This is a genomic window from Streptomyces sp. NBC_00988 (genome assembly GCF_045162645.1).
Taxonomy (GTDB): Bacteria; Actinomycetota; Actinomycetes; order Streptomycetales; family Streptomycetaceae; genus Streptomyces.
On the sequence record NZ_CP108730.1, the window covers coordinates 10,206,325 to 10,229,245 of the forward strand.

Sequence of the window (22,921 nt, forward strand, 5' to 3'; positions counted from 1 at the left end):
CCGTCACCCGTTCAGGCGTACAGATCCCGGAGCCGGACCGAGAGGCACGTCACACATCCTTCGAGTTTCTCGAACTCGCTGATGTCCACCACGACCGGCTCGTGGCCGAGATCGCTGAGCAGGTCGGCCGTCTTGGGCGCGCTCGCCGCCATCAGCAGCTTGTCGCCGCCGAGCAGCACCACATGAGCGCCGGCCTCCTCGGGCACCGACAGGAAGCGCGGGAAGAGCGACGGCCGGTCCACCTTCGGGATGTGCCCGAGCACCGTCCCGTCGGGCAGAGCGGTGACCGCCGACTTCAGATGCAGCACCTTGCTCACGGGCACGGTGACCACCCGCGCCCCGAGCGGTTCGAACACGGCCCGCAACTGCTGGATGCCGGCCCCGTTCGTCCGGCCGCCCCGGCCGACGTAGATCGTGTCGTCGACCTTGAGGACGTCACCGCCCTCCAGGGTGCCCGGCTCCCAGACCCAGTTCACCGAGCAGCCGAGCCGGGCCACCGCCTCCTCGACCCCGCCCGTCTCCTCGCGCCGGGACTCGGCGCCGGGCCGGGCGATCAGCGCCACGTTCTTGTACATGACCACCGCGTCCTCGACGAACACGGAGTCGGGGCAGTCGTCGGCCGGATCCACCTCGATCGTCTCCCAGCCGTGCGCCCGCAGCGTGTGCGCGTACGCCTCCCACTGCTCGACGGCCTGCTCGACATCGACCTTCTCCCGCTCGATGTGCGTGACCAGCCCTTCGGCCAGGCGCGGGCTGGGGCGGCGGACGAGGGCCTTCTTGCTGGGCACGAGCGGGACTCCGTATCGGCGGGATCGTTTCGGCGCCGTTGTCGGGGCACCGGTTGGCCATCATGCGTCACCGGTCCGTGCCGACAAAACCCCTCACGTGAGGCTGTGGCCCTCCTGAGATGAGCGCGAATCACCTCAGGCCGGGTGTTCCACCTCCTCCGGCGTGATCGTCCGCAGCTCCCCGTCCAGCAGCAGCCAGCGCGTGATGCCGATCGATTCGAGGAACGGCAGGTCGTGACTGGCCACGATCAACGCCCCTTCGTACGACTCCAGCGCCGTGGTGAGCTGCCGCACGCTCGCCATGTCGAGGTTGTTCGTCGGCTCGTCCAGCATCAGCAGCTGCGGCGCGGGCTCCGCGAGCATCAGCGCGGCCAGCGCCGCCCGGAAGCGTTCGCCGCCGGACAGGGTCGCCGCCTGCTGGTCGGCGCGGGCACCCCGGAACAGGAAGCGGGCAAGCCGCGCCCGGACCCGGTTGTTGGTGGCGCCCGGCGCGAACCGCGCCACGTTCTCCGCCACGGTCAGCTCACCGTCGAGCACGTCGAGCCGCTGCGGCAGGAAGCGCAGCGGGACATGCGTCACCGCCTCGCCCGACACCGGCTCCAGCTCCCCGGCGATCGTGCGCAGCAGCGTCGTCTTGCCCGCGCCGTTGCGCCCGATCAGCGCGATCCGCTCCGGCCCGCGCAGATCGAGGCCGCCCGCCCAGGCGCCGTAGGCGAGTTCCAGGTCCATGAGGGTCAGGACCTGACGGCCCGGCGGTACGGCCGTGTACGGCAGGTCGACGCGGATCTCGTCGTCGTCCCGTACGGCCTCCACCGCCTCGTCGAGCCGTTCCTTCGCCTCGGCGAGCCGCTCCTCGTGCAGGATGCGGTGCTTGCCCGCGGACTCCTGCGCGGACCGCCTGCGCGCGCCCATGACGATCTTCGGCTCGCGCTTCTGCTCGAACATCTTCTGTCCGTACTTCTTGCGACGGGCCAACTTGACCTGGGCGTCGGACAGTTCGCGCTTCTGCTTGCGGAAGTCGGCCTCGGCGACGCGCACCATCCGTGTCGCGGCGTCCTGTTCGGTGGTGAGGGCCTCCTCGTAGGCGGAGTAGTTGCCGCCGTACCAGGTGATCTCGCCGGCGCGCAGATCGGCGATCTGGTCGACGAGGTCGAGGAGTTCACGGTCGTGGCTGACCACGATCATCACTCCCGGCCAGGACGCGACGGCCGAGTACAGCCGCCTGCGGGCGTACAGGTCGAGGTTGTTCGTCGGCTCGTCGAGGAGCAGGACGTCCGGCCGGCCGAGCAACAGCGCGGCCAGCCGCAGGAGTACGGACTCGCCGCCCGAGACCTCGCCGATGGTGCGGTCCAAGTCGATGTGTCCCAGGCCGAGTTCGCCGAGTGTGGCGAGAGCTCGCTCTTCTACGTCCCAGTCGTCGCCGAGTGTCTCGAAGTGCTCCTCGGCCGCGTCACCGGCCTCGATGGCGTGCAGGGCGGCGCGTTGAGCGGCGATGCCGAGCGTCTCGTCGACGCGCAGGGCGGTGTCGAGCGTGACGTTCTGCGGGAGGTAGCCGACCTCGCCCGCGACCCGCATGGTGCCGTCGGCCGGGGCGAGTCGACCGGCGATCAGCTTCAACAGGGTTGACTTCCCTGATCCGTTGACGCCGACGAGCCCGGTTCTGCCGGGCCCGAATGCGGCGTCCAGGTCCTCGAAGACGGAGGTCCCGTCGGGCCACGCGAAGGAGAGGGACGTACAGGTGACGGAGGTATGCATGAGGGCCTCGCGGGTGCTTGATGCGGTCATGGGCAGACGCGTATCGAGACACCGCGAGGCGGGAGACTGGTCCCGGGGCAGAGGAGGAAAGCCCTGTTCCGGAGGACGGCTCGACGCCGAGGTCGTACACGGCGGACACACCTCAGGGGTGTGTGACGCGGTGTCTCAGAACCTCAGACGAGCAACGTCCTACTCCGATCGACGGCAACAGAAGCAAGGGCAACGCTACGAACGGCCCCGAGGGGCTGTCAACGCATTAAACGGGAGCCCGCGGCCCACACGCCGATGTCGGATTCCTGCCAGCCAGGGCGCGCCCGCGACTGCTTGAGTGGGGCGTATGACGAACCAGAACACCCTCCGGGACCGGGCTCTGGCCTTCCGCGCGCTGCATGTGCCGGGACGTCCGCTGATCCTCCCGAACGCCTGGGACGCCGCGAGCGCCCGCATCGTCGAGGACGCGGGCGTGTCCGCCGTGGCTACCACCAGCGCGGGTCTCGCCTGGGCCCTCGGGGTGGCGGACGGCGACCGGCTGGACCGGGAGCGGGCCCTGGAGGCGGTCGCCCGCATCACCGCGACCGTCGCCGTGCCGGTGAGCGCCGACATCGAGAGCGGCTTCGCGAAGGACGCCGCGGGGGTCGCCGACACGGTCCGCGCGGTGCTCGCGGCGGGCGCGGTGGGGGTGAACATCGAGGACGCGCTCTACGGCGGTGAGGGCGTCCTGCGGCCGGTCGCCGAGCAGGCCGAGCGCATCGCCGCCGCCCGGGAGGCCGCCGACGCGGAGGGCGTGCCGTTGTTCGTCAATGCGCGCATCGACACGTTTCTGCGGGGTGCCGGGGGAGTGGACGCGACGCTGGAGCGGGCCGCCGCGTTCCGGGCCGCGGGCGCCGACGGGATCTTCGTCCCCGGGGCCGTCGAACCGGGAACGGTCAAGGAACTCGCCGACGGGATCGACGCACCGCTCAATGTGCTGGTCGGCCCCGGCGCACCGCCGGTCGCCGAACTGGCCGCGCTGGGCGTCGCGCGCGTGAGCGCCGGTTCCAGCGTCGCACTGGCCGCGTACGCCGTGGTGCGCCGTGCCGCGCGGGAGCTGCTGGACACGGGTACCTACGGCGCGCAGACGGGAGGGCTCGGCTACGGCGAGCTCAACTCCCTGCTGGCACGGGGGAACTAGCTCAGCAGGCGTCCCGCATCAGCTCGGCGAGGTCGTGGTCCAGGTCGAGCTGGAGGTGTTCGAGACCGAAGGGCACCAGCTCGCCGGTGGCCTGTAGGAAGCGGCGTATCTCGGACGAGTGGACGTGCACGACGGCGGTGCCCTCGGGGGCGTGGAACTCCAGGACGGTGCGGTCGAAGCCGTAGGGCCGCACCCGGACGTCGCCATGGCCCTCGGCGCCGTGCAGGCCGGCCGCGAGGAGTTCCCGGGCGAAGGTCCAGCAGACCTCGACGCCCTCCAGGGTGGCCGGCGCCGGGAAGGTCATCCGGACGGCGAACGGGTCCCGCCGGTCGTAGTGCAGGGTGGCGGGAATGCTGGGCATCCGCGGTGCGGCGGCGACGAGGCGGGCCTCTACGGGCTGCTCGATGACGATGGACAACGCCTTGCTCCCTTGTGTGACGGCGGTACTGCTGCGGTGAAGGCCGGACGGTCTCCTGAAAAGATTCCGGAACGGACCCCCGGTCGGATGGGTCCGCACTGGAAGAGACGCTGGAACAGGCCCATTCGTGCACACGAATTTCGAGTGACCTCTGTCACCGCCGCCCATATGCGCCCAAGGCGGGCGCGGGCATCTGGACGGCCCCCGGGGAGTGGGCTACCTTCGCCCGCCATGAGGCGCATGGGGAAGACGCGACGGATGGGACGTACGTACCGGAACATGGCCGTGGCCATGGCGTGCGGGGCGGCGCTGGCCGCGCTGACCGCCGTACCGGCGCAGGCGCGGGAGACGGCGCACCGGGCTCCGCACTGGGAGCTCAAGGACAGCGGGGCCGCCGATGTGCGGTTCCGGGGGCTGTCGGCCGTCAGCCGGAACACCGCGTGGGTGGCCGGGACAGCGGGCACGGTGCTGCGGACGACCGACGGCGGGGCGAGCTGGCGGAACGTCTCGCCGCCCGGCGCCGGCGATCTGCAGTTCCGGGACATCGAGGCGTTCGACGCGCGCCGCGCGGTGGTCCTGGCGATCGGCGAGGGGGAGGCGTCCCGCGTCTACCGCACGGACGACGCCGGAGCGACCTGGACGGAGTCCTTCCGCAACACCGACGCGAGCGCCTTCTACGACTGCATGACCTTCTTCGACAGCCGCCACGGCCTCGCGATGAGCGACCCGGTGGACGGGAAGTTCCGCATCCTGTCGACCGGCGACGGCGGCCGCTCCTGGAAGGTGCTGTCCAACGCCGGGATGCCGGCCGCGCTCGACGGCGAGGCGGGCTTCGCCGCGAGCGGCCAGTGCCTGGTGAGTTCCGGGCCGAGGGACGTCTGGCTGGCCACCGGCGGGGGTGCACGCGCGCGTGTCCTGCACTCCGCGGACCGGGGCCTCACCTGGACGGCGACCGACACACCGATCCCGGCCGGTGACCCCGCGCGCGGGGTGTTCGCCCTCGCCTTCCGCGACCGTGCGCACGGCCTCGCGGTCGGCGGGAACTACACCGCCGACCAGCCGTCACCGCTGGCTGCCGCCGTCACCGGCGACGGAGGCCGCACCTGGCGTCCCGCCACGACCCCGCCGCCCGCCTACCGCTCCGGCGTCACCTGGCTGCCCCGCAGCCGCGGCACCGCCCTCGCGGTCGGCCCCACGGGCACCGACGTCACGACCGATGCCGGCCGTACCTGGAAGACGGTGGACACCGGCTCGTACGACACGGTGGACTGTGCGGCGGACCTGGGCTGCTGGGCGGCGGGGGAGAAGGGGCGCGTGGCGCGGCTGGAGGACTGAGGAGGCCTGGGCGGGGGCCGCCGTTACGGCCCCTGCCGTTTCTTCGTGCCACCGGGATCCCCGTACGCTCGGCACCACCATGACGACCGTAGACATTCCCGCGGGCTGGCCCGCGACCGAGGAGCAGGCCCGCGCCGTCCAGGACGAGTTGCGGGAGCGGGTGGTGACCGACGAACCGGGACCGCCGCCAAGGACCGGGCATGTCACCGGAGTTGATGTCGCCTACGACGACGAGCGGGACCTGGTGGTGGCCGCGGCCGTCGTGCTGGACGCGGTGGACCTCACCGTCGTCGCCGAGGCCACGGCCGTCGGCCGGGTCTCCTTCCCGTACGTGCCGGGGCTGCTCGCCTTCCGTGAAATCCCCACGGTGCTGGCCGCGTTGGAGGCGCTGCCCTGCCCGCCGGGCCTGGTCGTGTGCGACGGCTACGGCCTCGCCCACCCCCGCCGCTTCGGCCTCGCGAGCCATCTCGGCGTCCTCACCGGCCTGCCCACGATCGGCGTCGCCAAGAACCCCTTCACCTTCACGTACGACGATCCGGGCACCCCGCGCGGCTCCTCGTCGCCGCTCCGCGCGGACGCCGACGAGGTCGGCCGCGCGCTGCGCACCCGGGACGGCGTGAAGCCGGTGTTCGTCTCCGTAGGCCACCGGGTGACCCTGGACAACGCCTGCGCTCACACCCTTGCGTTGACCCCGGAGTTCCGCCTCCCGGAGACGACCCGCAGTGCGGACGCGCTGTGCCGTCGGGCGCTGCGGGAAGCGACCGCGTAAGCAACTGGGGGCGGTCGCGTACTGAGTACCTGATCTGAGTACCTGTACGGATGCGACCGCGCCCGCATGATCGGCAGGCTGTCCCGCATGACAACCCACCGTTCCCCGAAGCCCGTTGCCCACCCGAGCCAGCCCGTCGAGCGCGCCGTGATGATCGCGCTCGTCCTGTCCGTGGCGGCGGGCCTCGCCTGGATCGGCGGGATGATCTACACGCTGTGGCCGTGAGCGCGGGGCCGCACCGGTGCGGGAAACACGCGAGCCCCACCCCGCAAGTAGCGGTGTGGGGCTCGGACTTGAGCGCCGGGCAGGCCTTGCACCTGCATTTCCCCGCAGGAAGCGGGGCGTCTTTCCTTGGACCACCGACGCACGACCAGACCCCGGATGTTCCGGCGACCGGCTCATGATCCATCGTATCCCATTCCGAGGATCACTCCGAACTCCCCGATGGGCTCGGCCAGTTCGGGGCCCGACGTTCTGCGGCGGCATGCCACCAGCCGGGCGGCGACGGGCCGATGGCCTCGGCGGTGGGCTGGTCCGGATGCAGTCCGAGGCGTCGTAGCGCGTCGGCGTGGACCTGGACGTCGAACCAGCCGTGCCAGTGGCCGTCGGGCCCGATGCCGCAGGCGAGACCCCAGCGCGACTCCCGCTGGGCGAACGGCATCCAGTCGATGCCGCGCTCACGCAGTCAAGCGCGCGTCGTCGACTGCGGTGCGAGGCAGCCCGGCAGGTTCTCGTAGGCCGCGACGGTGATCCACTCGGTGTTCGGCGTCTCCATGCCGTCCATCGTGACACGGAGGTCCGACACGCTCACCGGATCGCCGCCACCCGGAACGTGATGCCCGCGCCGCGCAGCCGTTCGATGAGGGCGTCGCCCATCGCCACCGCCGTCGTCACCTGGCCTGCTGTGGGCGGGAGTTCGTCGAGGGCGAGGGAGAGGGCCGACTCGGCGAACATCTTCGCCGTCTCGTCGTAGCCGGGGTCGCCGCCCGCGACCTCGGTGAAGACCCGGCGGCCGCCGCCCTCGCCGACGAACTTCACGGAGAACCAGCTCTTCGCGCGCTTCTCCGGGCTCGGTCCGTCGCCGGGCTTGAGGCGGTCGGACAACCAGCGGCGGGCGGGCGGGAGTTGGGCGGCCGTGGCCAGTGCGCCGACCGCCGTGAGCCCGCCGAGCGCCACCGGGAGGTGCCGTACGGCCGCGTAGTGGCGGTAGCGGAAGTCGGGGCCGTAGCGTTCCAGGGCCCGCGCGGATCGTTGGACGACCTGCGGATCGATGGTCGGCAGCGGCACCGCCCAGGAGCCGACCTCCCCGGCGAACCGGGGTGCCCCCATGGGCGCGCCGGCCCGGCGGCCCACCAGGCGCGGTTCGTGGCGGCGCCGCTCCCGGGCGGCGGCCAACACCTGCCTGCCGCGCCCGAGTTGGGTCAGTGCTGTGGCGAACGTCCCGCCGGAGAACATCGCGTCGGCGGTCACGAAACCGTCCACTGTCAGGGGCACGCCCTCCGGCAGTTGCTGGACCGTGAAGTACGCCCCCAGGTCGTGCGGGATCGAGTCGAAGCCCGCGCAGTGCACCAGCCGTGCGCCGGTCTCACGCGCGCGTGCGTCGTGGCGGACGTACGTCAGGTCGACGAACTCCGGCTCGCCGCTGAGGTCGAGATAGTCCGTGCCGGCATCCGCGCAGGCGGCGACGAGGCCCTCGCCGTAGGTGACGTAGGGGCCGACCGTCGTGGCCACCACGCGCGCGTGCTCGGCGAGTTCGCGCAGGGAGGCCGGGTCGGAGACGTCGGCCCGGAGCACGCCGACCGACGTGCCGCCGGGCAGGCGCTCGCGCAGTCGCTTCAGTTTCAGCTCGTCGCGGCCGGCGATCGCCCAGCGCAGGCCCTCGGGCGCGTGCGCGGCGAGATACTCCGCGGTGAGCACACCGACGAAGCCCGTGGCTCCGAAGAGCACGATGTCGTAGGGACGGTCCGTCCTGTTCAGCCTGCTCATGACACTCCTGGGTCCCGCAGCCCGCGCCGCTGTCGGTGGCTGAGGCTAGCGTGAAGAGTGCGGTGCCCGACGACGAGCCCGGAGGTATCAGGTGGCCGTGCCCAGGAACGCCCTGAAGAAGTGGGCGAAAGTACGCGAGTTCGCCCTCGGGCTGCCCGGCGCCGCTGAGGAGTTCCCCTGGGGTGAGAGCGTCGCGAAGGTCAACAAGAAGGTGTTCGTCTTCCTCGGCGTCGACGACGGCAGCTATCCGCTCGCCATGACGGTCAAGCTCACGGACGAGGCGGCCCATGCCCACGCGCTCACCGCACCCGGCGCCGAGCCCGCCGGTTACGGCCTCGGCAAGGCCGGCTGGGTGCGCGTCCCGCTCGCCGAGCAGGGCGCTCCGGCCGCCGAGCTGCTGTGCGACTGGGTGGAGGAGAGCTACCGCGCGATCGCCCCGAAGCGCCTGATAGCCGAGCTGGACGCGGAGGACCGCGGCTGACGGGTGGGTAACTTGGCTAAGCGCTTGCTCGCCCAGGCCTTGTTTTTGAGTGGAACGCGTTCTTATCATCTCTGGTGTTACATCAGTTGTGTCACAGCTGGGGGCTGGATGACAGCGGCAACGACGCCCGGGCACGGCCCGCTCTCCGGCGTGCGCGTGGTCGAGCTGGCCGGGATCGGCCCCGGCCCCTTCGCGGCCATGCTCCTCGCCGACCTGGGCGCCGACGTCGTCCGCGTCGACCGGCCCGGCGGCGTCGCACTCGGGGTCAACCCGGAGTACGACATCACCAACCGCAACAAGCGCTCGGTTCTCGTCGACCTGAAGGCGCCGGACGGCCCCGCGCGCGTGCTCGACCTCGTCGAACGCGCCGACATCCTCATCGAGGGCAACCGCCCGGGCGTCACCGAGCGCCTCGGCGTGGGCCCCGGGCCCTGCCACGCCCGCAACCCGCGCCTCGTCTACGGCCGGATGACCGGATGGGGTCAGGACGGCCCCCTCGCCGAGCGCGCCGGGCACGACATCGCGTACATCGCGCTCACCGGCACCCTCGGCATGATCGGGTCCCCCGGGGAGCCCCCGCCCGTCCCCGCCAACCTGCTCGGCGACTACGCGGGCGGCGCGCTCTACCTCGTCGTCGGCGTCCTCGCGGCCCTGCACCACGCGCGCGTGACCGGCACCGGCCAGGTCGTCGACGCGGCCATCGTCGACGGCACCGCCCACCTCTCCGCGATGATCCACGGCATGCTCGCGGCCGGCAGCTGGCAGGACCGCCGGGCCGCCAACCTCCTCGACGGCGGCTGCCCGTACTACGGCACCTACGAGACCGCCGACGGCAAGCACATGGCGGTGGGCGCCCTGGAGCCGCGGTTCTACGACGAGTTCGTGCACCTGCTCGGCCTCGCGGACTTCGCCGACGCCCGCCGGGACTGGACCCGCTGGGGCGAGCTGCGCGAGGCGGTCGCGGCCCGCTTCCGGAGCCGTACGCGCGACGAGTGGACCGCCGTCTTCGCGGGCACGGACGCGTGCGTGGCGCCCGTGCTGTCGTTGCGCGAGGCCCCGCACCATCCGCACCTCGCCGCGCGCGGCACCTTCACCGAGCACGGCGGGATCACCCAGCCCGCCCCCGCACCCCGGTTCTCCGCGACGCCCACCTCGGTGCGCGGCGGGCCCGCCCGGCCCGGCGCGGACACGTCCGACGTGGCCCGGGACTGGGAACTCCCCGGACTTCTCGACGCTGTTGACGACCCTCAGCGAGGACACCCCTCGGCGAGTCTGTGAACACCCTCAGTGAAAGGCTTGGCAGTGAGCACCGAAGCGTATGTCTACGACGCGATCCGCACCCCGCGCGGGCGCGGCAAGGCCAACGGATCCCTGCACGGGACGAAGCCCATCGACCTGGTCGTCGGACTCATCCACGAACTCCGTGACCGCTTCCCGGACCTGGATCCGGCCGCGATCGACGACATCGTGCTCGGCGTCGTCGGCCCGGTCGGCGACCAGGGTTCCGACATCGCCCGGATCGCCGCCGTGGCCGCCGGACTGCCGGACACGGTGGCCGGCGTACAGGAGAACCGCTTCTGTGCCTCGGGCCTCGAAGCCGTCAACATGGCCGCCGCCAAGGTGCGTTCGGGCTGGGAGGACCTCGTCCTCGCCGGTGGTGTCGAGTCGATGTCCCGGGTACCGATGGCCTCGGACGGCGGCGCCTGGTTCAACGACCCGATGACGAACCTCGCCGTCAACTTCGTGCCCCAGGGCATCGGCGCCGACCTGATCGCCACGATCGAGGGATTCTCGCGGCGCGACGTGGACGAGTACGCGGCGCTCTCGCAGGAGCGGGCGGCCACCGCCTGGAAGGAGGGCCGCTTCGACCGGTCCGTCGTCCCGGTCCTGGACCGCAGCGGCCTCGTCGTCCTCGACCAGGACGAGCACCTGCGCCCCGGCACCACCGCCGACTCCCTCGCCCGGCTCAAGCCGTCCTTCGCGGACATCGGCGAACTCGGCGGCTTCGACGCCGTGGCCCTGCAGAAGTACCACTGGGTCGAGAAGATCGACCACGTCCACCACGCGGGCAACTCCTCCGGCATCGTCGACGGCGCCTCCCTCGTCGCCATCGGCTCCAAGGAGATCGGCGAGCGCTACGGCCTCACCCCGCGCGCGCGGATCGTCTCCGCGGCCGTCTCCGGCTCCGAGCCGACCATCATGCTCACCGGGCCCGCGCCCGCCACCCGCAAGGCCCTCGCCCGGGCCGGGCTGACCATCGACGACATCGACCTCGTCGAGATCAACGAGGCCTTCGCCGCGGTCGTCCTGCGCTTCGTACGCGACATGGGCCTGTCCCTGGACAAGGTCAACGTCAACGGCGGCGCCATCGCACTCGGCCACCCGCTCGGCGCCACCGGAGCGATCATCCTCGGCACGCTCGTCGACGAACTGGAGCGCCAGGACAAGCGCTACGGCCTCGCCACGCTGTGCGTCGGCGGCGGCATGGGCATCGCCACGATCGTCGAACGCGTCTGAACACCCCAGCGGCAGCAGAGACTTCTACGGAGAACCCCTCATGACCGAGAGCACCACCATCCGCTGGGAACAGGACGACACCGGGATCGTCACCCTCGTCCTCGACGACCCCGACCAGTCCGCGAACACCATGAACGCGGCCTTCCGCGACTCCCTCACCGTGATCGCCGACCGCCTGGAGGCCGAGCGGGACTCCATCCGCGGCATCATCGTCACCTCCGCCAAGAAGACCTTCTTCGCCGGCGGCGACCTGCGCGACCTCATCCGTGTCACCCCGGACACCGCCCAGGAGTTCTTCGACGGCGGCCTCGCCATCAAGCGGAACCTGCGCCGCATCGAGACCCTCGGCAAGCCGGTCGTCGCCGCGATCAACGGCGCGGCCCTGGGCGGCGGTTACGAGATCGCCCTCGCCTGCCACCACCGGGTCGCCCTCGACGCGCCCGGCTCCAAGATCGGCTGCCCGGAGGTCACCCTCGGCCTGCTCCCCGGAGGCGGCGGAGTCGTCCGTACGGTACGGCTGCTCGGCATCGCCGACGCCCTGCTGAAGGTGCTCCTCCAGGGCACCCAGTACAGCCCGCGGCGCGCCCAGGAGAACGGCCTCGTCCACGAAGTGGCCACCACCCCGGACGAGTTGATCGCCAAGGCCCGCGCCTTCATCGACGCCAACCCGCAGTCGCAGCAGCCCTGGGACAAGCCCGGCTACCGCATCCCTGGCGGCACCCCGGCGAACCCCAAGTTCGCGGCCAACCTGCCCGCGTTCCCGGCCACCCTGCGCAAGCAGACCAACGGCGCGCCCTACCCGGCCCCGCGCAACATCCTCGCCGCCGCCGTCGAGGGCGCCCAGGTCGACTTCGAGACCGCGCAGGTCATCGAGACCCGCTACTTCGTCGAGCTGGCGGTCGGGCAGACCTCGAAGAACATGATCCAGGCGTTCTTCTTCGACCTCCAGGCCGTCAACTCCGGCGCCAACCGCCCCCAGGGCATCCCCTCCCGCCCGGTCCGCAAGGTCGCCGTCCTCGGCGCCGGGATGATGGGCGCGGGCATCGCCTACTCGTGCGCCCGCGCGGGCATCGACGTCGTCCTCAAGGACGTGACTCCGGAGGCGGCGGCCAAGGGCAAGGCCTACTCCGAGAAGCTCTGCGCGAAGGCCGTCTCCCGCGGCCGTACGACCCAGGAGAAGGCGGACGCGCTGCTCGCCCGCATCACCCCCACCGCCGACCCCCAGCAACTCGCGGGCTGCGACGCGGTGATCGAGGCCGTCTTCGAGGACACCTCCCTCAAGCACAAGGTGTTCCAGGAGATCCAGCACATCGTCGAGCCCGACGCGCTGCTCTGCTCCAACACCTCCACCCTCCCCATCACCGCCCTCGCCGAAGGCGTCGAGCGCCAGGGCGACTTCATCGGGCTGCACTTCTTCTCGCCGGTCGACAAGATGCCCCTCGTCGAGATCATCAAGGGCGAGCGCACCGGCGACGAGGCCCTCGCCCGCGCCTTCGACCTGGTCCGGCAGATCAAGAAGACCCCGATCGTCGTCAACGACTCGCGCGGCTTCTTCACCTCACGGGTGATCGGCCAGTTCATCAACGAGGGTGTCGCGATGGTAGGCGAGGGCATCGAGCCCGCGTCCATCGAACAGGCCGCCGCGCAGGCCGGCTACCCGGCCAAGGTCCTTTCCCTCATGGACGAGTTGACGCTCACGCTCCCGCGCAAGATCCGCAACGAGTCCAAGCGCGCCGTCGAGGAGGCGGGCGGCACCTGGCCAGGCCACCCCGCCGAGGCCGTCATCGACCGCATGGTCGACGAGTTCGGCCGCACCGGGCGCAGCGGCGGCGCGGGCTTCTACGACTACGACGAGAACGGCAAGCGTGCCGGTCTGTGGCCGGGCCTGCGCGAGCACTTCACGCGCGAGGGCGCCGAGATCCCCTTCGAAGACATGCAGGAACGCATGCTCTTCTCCGAGGCCCTCGACACCGTCAAGCTCCTTGAAGAGGGCGTGCTGACGTCAGTCGCCGACGCCAACATCGGGTCCATCTTCGGCATCGGCTTCCCCGGCTGGACCGGCGGCGTCCTGCAGTACATCAACGGCTACGAGGGCGGCCTGCCCGGCTTCGTAGCACGCGCGCGTGCGCTCGCCGAGCGCTACGGGGAGCGGTTCACGCCGCCCGCGCTGCTCGTGGAGAAGGCGGAGAAGGGGGAGCGGTTCAGCGACGCGCGCTGACGTGTCGCTGAGCGACACGCTGCCCTTGCCCTCGTGGGGACGGGACCCCGACGCTGACCGGCGAACCGGTCACCGGTCCCGTCCCCCCGAGGAGCCCCCATGGGATACCGTCCCGCCCTCGCCCTCCTCGACGTCCTGCGCGGCGAGGGCGTGGACCGGATCTTCGGCAACCCCGGCACCACCGAACTCCCGTTCCTGGCCGCCCTGTCGGAGGCCGAGAACGCCCCCGAGTACGTCCTCGGCGTCCACGAGGGCGCCGTCGTCTCCATGGCCGACGGCTACGCGCGCGGCACCGGCCGCCCCGCGTTCGTCAGCCTGCACATCGCCGCCGGACTCGCCAACGGCCTCATCGGCCTTCTCAACGCCCGCCGCTCACGCACCCCGCTCGTCGTCACGGCCGGCCAGCAGGACCGCCGCCACCTCCAGCAGGACCCCATGCTCTCCGGCGACCTGCTCGGCCTCGCGAGGCCCGCGGTGAAGGCCACGTACGACATCCAGCACGCCCGCGACCTGCCCCTCGCCCTGCGCCGCGCCTTCGCCCAGTCCCAACGGCCGCCCGCCGGGCCGGTGTTCCTGTCCCTCCCCATGGACCTCCTCGCCGAGGACACCGAGGTCGAGGTCCCCGCCCGCACCGCCCCGCCACGCCAGGGGCCCGCCGCAGGGCTCGACCGGGCCGCCGTACTGCTCGGCGGTGCCGCGCGCCCCGTGATCGTCGCCGGGGACGGAGCGGGCCGCGAGGACGCGGTGGCGGCGCTCGTCCGCACGGCGGAGGCCTGCGGGGCGACGGTCTACCACCAGCCGATGGCGGACTGTCTCAACTTCCCTGCCACGCACCCCCTTTACGCCGGCATGCTGCCGCCCCGCCACGACGCGATCCGGGACACGCTGTCGTCGTACGACACCGTCCTCATCGTCGGAGCCCACGCCTTCACACCCCACCACTACAGCCCCGGGCCCGCCCTGCCGCCCGGCATCACCGTCGTCCAGCTCGACTCGGACGCCGACGAGATCGGCCGCAACTTCCCCGCCGACGCCGGGCTCGTCGGCGCCCTCGCGCCCTCGCTCCACCGGCTCGCCGAGCTGCTGCGCGAGCAGGTCCCCGACCACACCGCCAAGGCGCGCATGCTGCGCGCCGGTGAGCGGCACACCGCTGATCGGGACCGTGCCGAGTCCGCAGCGCACGCCGCCTACTCGACGGCACCGCTCGCACCGTGGGCCGCCGCCCACGCCGTCGCACGCGGCCTGCCGCCGGACGCCGTGGTCGTCGAAGAGGCCATCACCGTCGGCCTGTTGCTCCGCCGGCTGCTACGCCTCGACCGTCCCGGCAGCTACACCCACGCCGTCGGCGGCGGCCTGGGCTGGGGCATCGGCGCCGCCGTCGGCCGCTCGCTCGCCGCACCCGGGCGGCCCGTCGTCTCGGTCCTCGGGGACGGCTGCGCGCTGTTCGGACTCCAGGGGCTGTGGAGCGCGGCACGGCAGCAAGTCCCGGTGTTGTTCGTGGTGATGGGCAACGGCAGCTACCGCACCCTCCAGGACACGTACCAGGCGATGGGCGGCAAGGGCAGGTGCCCCGGAACCGAACTGGGGGACCTGGACTTCACCCGGGCGGCGCGGTTCTTCGGGGTCGACGCGGTACGCGCGGACAGCGCCGACCACCTGCGTGAACTGGTCGCCGGGGCAGACGAGTTGACCCGGCCGCTGCTCGTGGACGTACCGCTTCGACCGTCGTGACGCCGTGAACTCGACGAGGTACCGCTTCGATTGCGGTTCCTGACTGACCGTCACCGACACCTTGTCACCCGTGCGCGACAGCGACCACCATCGGTCCATGACGGACGGGCCGCTGCCGAAGTCGGTACTCGCACGCGGGGTGTTGCTGCTGCGCGCCTGCGGCGACGCCGAGACCGCGCTCTCCCTCGCCGAACTGGCCCTGCGCACCGGGCTGCCCAAGCCGACGGCGCACCGGCTGATCGGCGAACTGGTCCGGCTCGGTCTGGTCGAGCGCACCCCCGAAGGCAGCTACCGCATCGGGCTCGCCCTCTTCGTCCTCGGCCAGTCGGCGCCGTCCGTACGGGAGTTGCGCACGGTGGCGCTGCCCTATCTGGGCGACCTGCACGAGGCGACCCACGAGAACGTGCACCTGGCCGTCCCGGACGGCACCGACACCCTCTTCCTGGAGAAGATCACCGGCCGCCGCGCCACCCCGATCGTCTCCCGCACCGGCGGCCGGCTGCCGGCCCACTGCACCGCCACCGGCAAGGTCTTCCTCGCGCAGGACCCGCGCCCGCCCCGCCGCACCCTGGCCCGCCTCACCCCGCGCACCCTGGTCCTCCCCGGCCAGCTCGCCCGCGACCTCGCCCTGACCCGGGCCCGCGGCTACGGCGTGAACCTGGAGGAGGCCGAGATCGGCATCTCGGCGGTCGCGGCCCCCGTCTACGCCCATGACCGCGGCCTCGGCCCGATCGCCGCGATCTCCGTCACCGGCGGTACCCGCCGCCTGGACGTGGACCGCATCGGGGCACGCCTGTGCGCGGCGGCGCGGGCGATCACGCGCATGCTCTCCGACTGACGGGCTGGGGCCGAAGTTCAGCGGTCAGCAGGGGAGTTGGCCCCGGCTCCTGAAGCTCCCGCCCCGTTCGTCCGCTGCATCGCCGCCGCCAGCCCGTGCTCGGTCAACCGCTCCCCGCGCACCTCCTCGGTGACCCGCCCGCGCACGAACACCAGCACCCGGTCGCACACCTCCGTCAGCTCCGCGAGGTCGGTCGACGCGATCAGGACGGCCGCGCCGCCCGCCGCCAACTCGCCGACGATGCGGTGCATCTCGGCGCGTACGCCGACGTCGACACCCCGGGTCGGATCGTCCAGGACGACGATCTTCGGTTCGGTCGCGAGCCACTTGGCGAAGACGACCTTCTGCTGGTTGCCGCCGGACAGTCGGGCGACCAGGTCGTACGGCCCGCCGCGCAGCCGCAGCCGCTCGGTCAACTCAGCGGTGCGGCGCACCAGTTCGGACCGGGAGGGGGCGATCCCGCCCCGGCCCAGGGCCAGCCAGCTGACCGCCGTGGCGTTCTCCCACACCGTGCGGTCCACCATCAGCCCGTACCGCTTGCGGTCGCTCGGCACGAAGGCGACGCCCGCGCGCACCGCGCCCCGCAGCGAGCGCGGCAGCCCCCGGCCGCCGACGTCCACCCGGCCCGCGGAGATCGCCGTACGCCCGCACACCACCGCCAGCGCGTCGAGATGGCCCGCGCCCTGCAGCCCGGCGACCCCGACCACCTCACCCGCCCGCACGGTGAAGGTCACGTCGGTCAGCCGCCCGTCGACGCTCACCCGGGACAGCACCACCGGCGGCGGCCGGTCCGCCAAGGACCGTACCCGGCGCGGCGGTTGCTCCGGCCGGCCGCCCAGCATCGCCGACACCAGCTCCGGCACGTCGACCTCGGCCCGCTCCACACCCGCCAGGACGACCCGCCCGTCCCGCAGGACCGTCACGCGCTGCGCGAAGCGCATCACCTCGTCCAGGAAGTGGGAGACGTACAGGACGGCGATGCCCCGGTCGGTGAGCGTGCGCAGGACATGGTCGAGGCGGTCGACGGCGGCGGCCGGGAGCGCCGACGTGGGTTCGTCGAGGATCAGCAGCTTGGGGCGTCGTAGCAGGGCTCGTGCGATCTCCGTCAACTGCTGGTCTGCGAGGGGCAGTTCGCCCAGTTCCGTGCGGAGGTCCACATCCAGGCCGAGTTCCGCGAGGACCGGTCGGGCCGCCCGGTCCATGGCGCTCCGGTCCAACAGGCCCAGGCGCCGGGGCGGATGCTGCGGGAAGAGGTTCTCCCGCACGGTGAGATCCGGGAAGAGGCTCAACTCCTGGGAGACGACGGCGATCCGGGTGTCCTCGGCGGACCGCACCGTCCCGCCGTCCGCCGCCAGGATCCCCGACAGGATGCGTACCAGCGTCGACTTCCCGGCGCCGTTCTCACCGACCAGCGCGTGCACCTCACCGCCGCGCAGCCGGATCGACGCCCCGTTCAACGCCCGTACCCCGCCATAGGACTTGACCAGCTCCTCCGCCACGAGGACGTCGTCGTGAGTCATCTCAGCGCGCGTCCTTCAGCGGCTTGAGGTTGGCCGCCTCGTCGCCGAGGAGCTTGTCGATCGTCGGCTTGTACCAGTCGTACGCTGCCTGCGCCGACTTCTGCCGGGCGATGATGTCGTCGATGTTGGACGAGTCGACGACCCCGCCGGGTGACAGGAACCAACCGTCGGGCAGCTTGCCCTTCTTGTCGCGCACGGCCTCGATCAGCATCGCCGTGGACAGATAGCCCTTCAGGAAGTGCTGCGGGTCGATGGTGACGAAGTTCGAGCCGTCCTTCACCGCGTCCAGGGTCTTCGGGTCGACGTCGAAGCCGGCCGTCAGCCACTTTCCGTTCTCGGCCTTCTTGATCTTGGCGAGGTTGTAGCTGTCGGCGTCACCGACGCCGAGGAAGGCGAGCGCGTCCGGGTGCGCGTTCACCTGCGCGGACCAGGCGCTGTAGTTCTGGCCGGGATCGCTGTACGTCTGGAAGGGGCCGAGGACCTTGACGCCGGGCGCCTCCTTCTTGAACGTGTCGGAGATGCCCTTGGCCCGGTTGTCGAGCACCGGCGTTCCCGGGTTGGGCACGCCGATCACGATCTGGCCCTTCGGGCTGCTGCCGAGCCGCTTCAGCGCCTCCTTGGCCATCAGCTCGCCGAGCGCGTAATTGTCGTTCCCCACATAGAAGTTGACCTTGCTGCCGTCGGTGGGAGAGGTGTCCAGGGCGACGATCGGGATGCCCTGGTCGACGGCGCGTGCGGCGGGCCGGGTGAAGATCGGCGGATCGAGGTTCTCCAGGACGATGCCGTCCTTGGCGACGGCGGTGAGGTTCTGGAACAGCTGCACCTCGGCGGGCCCGTCCGTGTTGGGCGGTCCTACGGCCTTGAAGTCGACCTTCCCCGCGTGGCTCGCCGCGCTCTGCGCGCCCAGCACCATCTCGTGGGCGAAGTTCAGGGAGATGTTGGCGACCGAAATACCCATCTTCAGCTTGCCGTTGCCGCCGCCGGAACCGCTGCCGCAGCCTGCGGTGGCTAGCAGGACCAGGGCGCCGAGCGCCGCGGACCAGGTACGCGAACGGGAGTGCATCACGGCCTCCAAAAGGCTGGACCACAGGGGGACTTGACGACAGGGCGACGTGGACGACGGGGAGACTTCACTGGCGACGGCGTCCCGTGCGGCGCAGCGCGCTGTCGGCCGCGACGGCGACGAGGATCACCCCGCCGGTCGCGAACGACGTCCAGTTGATGGGTACTTCGAAGAACACCAGGCCGGAGGCGACGACCGACAGGATCATCGCCCCGGCCACCGCCCCGACCACCGAGCCGCGTCCCCCGGCCAGCGGAGTGCCGCCGATGATGCACGCGGCGATCGCCTGCAACTCGTAGCCCTGTCCCAGAGTCGGGTCCCCGGCGCCGTAGAAGGCGAGCGCGAGGACGGCGGCGCACGCGGTGGTGAGGCCGGAGAGGGCCAGCGCCTGGACGCGGGTGCGGACGACCGGGATGCCGCTGAACGCGGCGGCGTCGGGGTTGGACCCGATCGCCCGCACCCGGGCCCCGAAGCGCGTCCGGGACAGCACGACCGCCAGCACGACGATCACGGCGAGCAGCACCCACAGCGCGAACGGCACCCCGCCCGGATCACCGCCCGCGAAGGTGAAGAACGAGTTGTCCAGGGGGAGATCGGTGATCTGCTTGCCGTCGGCCAGCGCCAGCCCGACACCCCGGAAGAGCATCAGCGTGCCCAGCGTCACGATGAACGACGGCAGCGCCAGCAGCGTCGTCACCAGGGCGTTGAACACCCCCAGCCCGATCCCGGTGACCAGCATCACCGGCACCGCGAGCCAGGGCGGGGTGCCGTCCCGGATCAGCAACGCCCCGACGACCAGGCACATCGCGTAGGTCCCACCGACGGACAGATCGACCTCGCGCATCGACAGCGCGAACACCATGCCGCATGCCATCAGCGAGATGTAGACGGAGTTGTGGGCGGTGGAGAGGAGGTTGTTCGTGTCGAGGAAGTCCGGGTAGGGGATGCCGATTCCGGCGATCAGCAACCCCAGCACGAGCAGCACACCGAACTCGTCCCGGACCCACCGACGCGGCACCGGCTCCAACCGACGCGCAGACGGCGTGAGTCGACTCCACCAGCGCGTCAACCGGCCCCGCCCGCCGCCCTGTTCGCGGGCGCGCTCGGCGTCGTCCACGGCACGCTCGGTCTCGGTCATCGGGCACGGCTCCCGTACGGCTGGTGCTGGGGTCGTCACGCAGGGTGGGCCCACCGGGCGTGAGCGGCAACCGAGGCGTTTCAGCGAGTGGAATGCGCTCTTGCCGTGCGCCTGACGGGTCATCACACTCGCCCCATGGAGACACGTACCGCCCTGGTGACCGGAGCGGCACAGGGCCTCGGGCGGGAGTTCGCCGTCGCGCTCGCCGGGCACGGCTGCCGGGTCGCCGGACTCGACCTCGTCGCACAGCCGGAGACCGCCGAAAGGGTGCCGGGCTACGTGGAGTTGATCGGGGACGTCACCGACGAGGGCCAGATCCAGGGGGCGTTGGACCGCGTCGTCGAGGAGTTCGGCACCCTGCACATCCTCGTCAACAACGCCGGTGTCTACCCCTCGTGCCCCTTCGAGGAGGTCACGCCCGAGGAATGGCGCCGGATCATGCGCGTCAACCTGGAGGCGCCGTTCCTGCTGACCCGCGCGGTCCTGCCGTATCTGAAGGCCGCCGGCTGGGGCCGTGTCGTCAACATCGTCTCGGCCGCCGTCCTCACCGCGCCGCCCACGATGGTGCCGTACGTCGCCTCGAAGATGGGCCTGATCGGCTTCACCAGGTCACTCGCCGCGGCGCTCGGGCCGTACGGCATCACCGTCAACGCGATCGCGCCCAGCATGGTGCGCACCGCGACGGCCGAGCGGACGGTCGGCGCGGACGGTGGCTTCGAGCACGTCCGCGACGGTCAGGTCGTCCCGCGCACGCAGGAGCCGTCGGATCTGATCTCGACGCTGCTGTACGTCGTCGACGAGGGCAGCGGGTTCCTGACCGGGCAGACGCTGAACGTGTCGGGCGGCTCAGCCTTCCTCTGACTCCTGCGGCCCCTCCGGCCCCTTGAGCCACTCACGGAGCTCCTCCCGCAGCGACCGCTGAAAGGCCGTCAGAAGAGCCTGTACGACCAGGGGTTGCATGTGCGCGGACAGCGACTTCACGTCCTGCGCGGCGCGTTGGGAGACCTCCCCGCGGAACACCTGCGACAACTCGTGGGCCGCCGCGCGGGAGTGCTCGATCAGGATGTTCCGGGACGCGAGGATCGCCTCCTGCGAGACCGGTACGTCGAGGAGTCGCACGCCGAGCCGCAGCAGACCGGAGTCGACGCGGTAGGAGGCCCCGTCGAGCCCGACCACGCCCATCGCGACGAGCCGCTCCACGTCCTCCTCGCTCAGCGCCCGGCCCGCCCGCCGCCCCAACTCCGCGCGGTCCAGGGTCTCCACCGCGTCCGGCGCCCACGACGCCACCACCGCGCGGTGGAGAGCGAGGTCGTGCGCGCTGAGGTCCGGCGGCAGCTGCCCCAGATAGCGCTCGATCGCCGCCAGCGTCATACCCTGGTGCTGCAACTCCTCGATCAGCGCGAGCCGCGACAGATGCCCCTGCCCGTAGTGCCCGACCCGCCGCGCCCCGATCACCGGCGGCGGGAGTAGCCCCTTGGTGCTGTAGAACCGGACCGTGCGGACTGTGGTACCGGCCCGCGCGGCCAGTTCGTCGATCGTGAGCGTCGGCTCCTCGGTGTCGGTCGTCATACGCAGCAGTATCGCTGTCTCACCAATGCTGTGAAACCGCACCAGGCCCGTTGTCAGTGGTGGCGCCTACGGTGGATCGCATGTCGGGGATCAGTTCGGAGATCAGTTACGTCAGGGGAGACGCGACCGTTCCGTCGGTCAAGGGCGTCAAGGTGATCGCGCATGTCTGCAACGACATCGGGGGCTGGGGAAAGGGCTTCGTGCTGGCACTGTCGCGCCACTGGCCGGAACCGGAGAAGGCGTACCGGTCCTGGCACCGGGACCGCGCGGCCAACGACTTCGGCCTGGGCGCCGTCCAGCTCGTCCAGGTCGAGCGCCATGTCTGGGTCGCCAACATGATCGGCCAGCGCGGCATACGCACGGGCAGCAAGGGCGTCCCCGTGCGCTACGAGGCGATCGACACGGCGCTGGGCCTGCTGGCCGAGCGCGCGGCCGAGCTCGGCGCGTCCGTGCACATGCCCCGCATAGGGTGCGGCCTCGCGGGCGGCACGTGGTCACGGGTCGAACCGCTGATCACCGAGCGGCTGGTGCGGAGGGGGATCGCGGTGACGGTGTACGACCACGAGGGCTGAGCAGGCGGGCTCAACTCGACGCGGAATGAAAGGAGTTGCGGAACCTTGCGCAAGTCCTTGCGATGATCCCCGCCGCCTGTTTGACTCGCTGCTCGCATCCGACAGGGAGACCCATGAGCCGTGACATCGACGTCCTCGTCCTCGGCGGCGCCGGAGTGGACACCATCGTCCACGTCCCCGAACTACCGCTCCCGTACGCCGACAGTTACATGATCGACCCCGGCATCCGCACCCGCGCCGGCCAGACCGGCGACTTCGTCGCCCTCGGCCTCAGCGCGCTGGGCCTGCGCACCCACCACCTCGACATGCTCGGCGCCGACCCCGAGGGCGACCTGGTCCGCGCCCTGCACCGCGACCACGCCATCCCGCTCACCGAAGTCCCGCAGCCCGCCGGCACCAAGCGCGCGGTCAACCTCGTGGGCCCCGACGGCCGGCGCCTCTCCCTCTACGACGCGACCCGCGCCCACCCCGACGACCGCCTCCCGGAACCCACGGTGCGCGCCCTCGCCACGCGGAGCCGCCACGCCCACGTCTCCATCACCCAGCCCTGCGCCCATGCCCTCCCGCTGTTGCGCGAGTCCGGCACGACGATCTCGACGGACCTGCACAACTGGGACGGCGAGAACCCGTACCAGGCGGAGTTCGCCCACGCGGCGGACATCGTCTTCCTGTCCACCACCGCCCTGACCGGCGACCCCGGACGCACCATGCGCGCCATCGCCGAGCGGGGCCGGGCCGAGCTGGTCGTCGCCATGGCCGGAGCGGAGGGCGCGTATCTGCTGGCCGACGACGAGGTGACCCACATCCCGGCTGTCACCCCGCCCTCCCCGCTGGTCGACTCGAACGGCGCGGGCGACGCCTTCGCCGCCGCCTTCCTCTACGGCTGGCTCAACCGAGAGACACCACAACGCGCCGCCCTCTACGGCACGATCGCGGGCGCCCACGCCTGCACGGTGCCGTCCACGGAGACGGGGGCGATAACCCGCGGCGAACTCCTGACCAGGGCAGGGACAGCGCCCCGTAGGGGCGCGGGGCTGTGTTGATATGCGGCT

Annotated in this window: 22 protein-coding genes; 13 read left to right on the top strand and 9 right to left on the bottom strand. The window is 71.7% G+C overall.

Translation table 11 applies throughout. The annotated features are described in order from the left end of the window. Positions 1-11 precede the first annotated feature (11 nt). Positions 12-788, bottom strand: a complete 777-nt coding sequence (gene ddaH, locus OG496_RS46145) for a dimethylargininase (RefSeq protein ID WP_366492084.1) — start codon at positions 786-788, stop codon at positions 12-14. A gap of 135 nt (positions 789-923) precedes the next feature. Then, positions 924-2,543, bottom strand: a complete 1,620-nt coding sequence (locus OG496_RS46150; protein ID WP_405976834.1) for an ABC-F family ATP-binding cassette domain-containing protein — start codon at positions 2,541-2,543, stop codon at positions 924-926. A gap of 337 nt (positions 2,544-2,880) precedes the next feature. Between OG496_RS46150 and OG496_RS46155 the strand changes: the two genes are divergently transcribed. Continuing rightward, positions 2,881-3,714 (top strand): isocitrate lyase/phosphoenolpyruvate mutase family protein, encoded by an 834-nt coding sequence (locus OG496_RS46155; protein ID WP_405975136.1) that lies wholly within the window; start codon positions 2,881-2,883, stop codon positions 3,712-3,714. A gap of 1 nt (position 3,715) precedes the next feature. On the opposite strand, the gene OG496_RS46160 is transcribed toward OG496_RS46155, so the two are convergent. After that, entirely contained in the window at positions 3,716-4,132 is a 417-nt protein-coding gene (locus OG496_RS46160; RefSeq protein WP_405975137.1) for an SsgA family sporulation/cell division regulator, read from the bottom strand. A 279-nt stretch (positions 4,133-4,411) separates the two neighbouring features. Between OG496_RS46160 and OG496_RS46165 the strand changes: the two genes are divergently transcribed. The 3 genes from OG496_RS46165 to mmpA all read left to right on the top strand — a co-directional run bounded on the left by OG496_RS46165 (position 4,412) and on the right by mmpA (position 6,461). Then, positions 4,412-5,467, top strand: coding sequence for a WD40/YVTN/BNR-like repeat-containing protein (locus OG496_RS46165; RefSeq protein ID WP_405976835.1), 1,056 nt, complete (start codon positions 4,412-4,414; stop codon positions 5,465-5,467). Positions 5,468-5,546: 79 nt separating this feature from the next. Then, a complete protein-coding gene (locus OG496_RS46170) occupies positions 5,547-6,236 on the top strand; it encodes an endonuclease V (RefSeq protein WP_405975138.1) in 690 nt (229 codons plus the stop codon). 87 nt (positions 6,237-6,323) lie between these two features. Beyond that, complete coding sequence (mmpA, locus tag OG496_RS46175; protein ID WP_366430049.1) at positions 6,324-6,461, top strand: morphogenic membrane protein MmpA; 138 nt, start codon at positions 6,324-6,326, stop codon at positions 6,459-6,461. Positions 6,462-6,663: 202 nt separating this feature from the next. On the opposite strand, the gene OG496_RS46180 is transcribed toward mmpA, so the two are convergent. Both OG496_RS46180 and OG496_RS46185 read right to left on the bottom strand, forming a co-directional pair. Further along, positions 6,664-6,897, bottom strand: coding sequence for a hypothetical protein (locus OG496_RS46180; protein ID WP_405975139.1), 234 nt, complete (start codon positions 6,895-6,897; stop codon positions 6,664-6,666). A gap of 146 nt (positions 6,898-7,043) precedes the next feature. After that, positions 7,044-8,222, bottom strand: coding sequence for a saccharopine dehydrogenase family protein (locus OG496_RS46185; protein ID WP_405975140.1), 1,179 nt, complete (start codon positions 8,220-8,222; stop codon positions 7,044-7,046). Positions 8,223-8,313: 91 nt separating this feature from the next. Here OG496_RS46185 and OG496_RS46190 point away from each other — a divergent pair, with 91 nt between their 5' ends. The 6 genes from OG496_RS46190 to OG496_RS46215 all read left to right on the top strand — a co-directional run bounded on the left by OG496_RS46190 (position 8,314) and on the right by OG496_RS46215 (position 16,007). Beyond that, positions 8,314-8,703: an MmcQ/YjbR family DNA-binding protein gene (locus OG496_RS46190; protein ID WP_405975141.1), complete on the top strand. Its 390-nt coding sequence runs from the start codon at positions 8,314-8,316 to the stop codon at positions 8,701-8,703. Between the two features lie 108 nt (positions 8,704-8,811). After that, the gene (locus OG496_RS46195) at positions 8,812-9,981 is read left to right on the top strand and encodes a CaiB/BaiF CoA transferase family protein (protein ID WP_405975142.1); all 1,170 of its coding nucleotides are present in this window, start codon (positions 8,812-8,814) and stop codon (positions 9,979-9,981) included. Positions 9,982-10,005: 24 nt separating this feature from the next. Beyond that, complete coding sequence (locus OG496_RS46200) at positions 10,006-11,220, top strand: acetyl-CoA C-acetyltransferase (protein WP_405975143.1); 1,215 nt, start codon at positions 10,006-10,008, stop codon at positions 11,218-11,220. A 40-nt stretch (positions 11,221-11,260) separates the two neighbouring features. Continuing rightward, complete coding sequence (locus OG496_RS46205) at positions 11,261-13,438, top strand: 3-hydroxyacyl-CoA dehydrogenase NAD-binding domain-containing protein (RefSeq protein ID WP_405975144.1); 2,178 nt, start codon at positions 11,261-11,263, stop codon at positions 13,436-13,438. Positions 13,439-13,537: 99 nt separating this feature from the next. Beyond that, positions 13,538-15,169 carry a thiamine pyrophosphate-binding protein gene (locus tag OG496_RS46210; protein WP_405975145.1) on the top strand — a complete coding sequence of 544 codons (1,632 nt, stop codon included), beginning with the start codon at positions 13,538-13,540 and terminating at the stop codon, positions 15,167-15,169. Positions 15,170-15,266: 97 nt separating this feature from the next. After that, a complete protein-coding gene (locus tag OG496_RS46215; protein ID WP_366492073.1) occupies positions 15,267-16,007 on the top strand; it encodes an IclR family transcriptional regulator in 741 nt (246 codons plus the stop codon). Between the two features lie 17 nt (positions 16,008-16,024). Here the strand turns inward: OG496_RS46215 and OG496_RS46220 are convergent, their stop codons facing one another. The 3 genes from OG496_RS46220 to OG496_RS46230 all read right to left on the bottom strand — a co-directional run bounded on the left by OG496_RS46220 (position 16,025) and on the right by OG496_RS46230 (position 19,728). Next, entirely contained in the window at positions 16,025-17,527 is a 1,503-nt protein-coding gene (locus OG496_RS46220; RefSeq protein ID WP_405975146.1) for a sugar ABC transporter ATP-binding protein, read from the bottom strand. Between the two features lies 1 nt (position 17,528). Continuing rightward, entirely contained in the window at positions 17,529-18,590 is a 1,062-nt protein-coding gene (locus OG496_RS46225; protein WP_405975147.1) for a sugar ABC transporter substrate-binding protein, read from the bottom strand. Positions 18,591-18,657: 67 nt separating this feature from the next. After that, a complete protein-coding gene (locus OG496_RS46230; protein WP_405975148.1) occupies positions 18,658-19,728 on the bottom strand; it encodes an ABC transporter permease in 1,071 nt (356 codons plus the stop codon). Between the two features lie 135 nt (positions 19,729-19,863). Here OG496_RS46230 and OG496_RS46235 point away from each other — a divergent pair, with 135 nt between their 5' ends. Beyond that, entirely contained in the window at positions 19,864-20,589 is a 726-nt protein-coding gene (locus tag OG496_RS46235; protein WP_405975149.1) for an SDR family NAD(P)-dependent oxidoreductase, read from the top strand. On the opposite strand, the gene OG496_RS46240 is transcribed toward OG496_RS46235, so the two are convergent. Beyond that, entirely contained in the window at positions 20,575-21,297 is a 723-nt protein-coding gene (locus OG496_RS46240; RefSeq protein WP_405975150.1) for a MerR family transcriptional regulator, read from the bottom strand. The genes OG496_RS46235 and OG496_RS46240 overlap by 15 nt on opposite strands. An 80-nt stretch (positions 21,298-21,377) precedes the next feature. Between OG496_RS46240 and OG496_RS46245 the strand changes: the two genes are divergently transcribed. Both OG496_RS46245 and OG496_RS46250 read left to right on the top strand, forming a co-directional pair. Next, positions 21,378-21,869 (top strand): macro domain-containing protein, encoded by a 492-nt coding sequence (locus OG496_RS46245; RefSeq protein ID WP_399389049.1) that lies wholly within the window; start codon positions 21,378-21,380, stop codon positions 21,867-21,869. A 113-nt stretch (positions 21,870-21,982) separates the two neighbouring features. Continuing rightward, entirely contained in the window at positions 21,983-22,912 is a 930-nt protein-coding gene (locus OG496_RS46250; protein WP_405975151.1) for a PfkB family carbohydrate kinase, read from the top strand. Positions 22,913-22,921 lie beyond the last annotated feature (9 nt).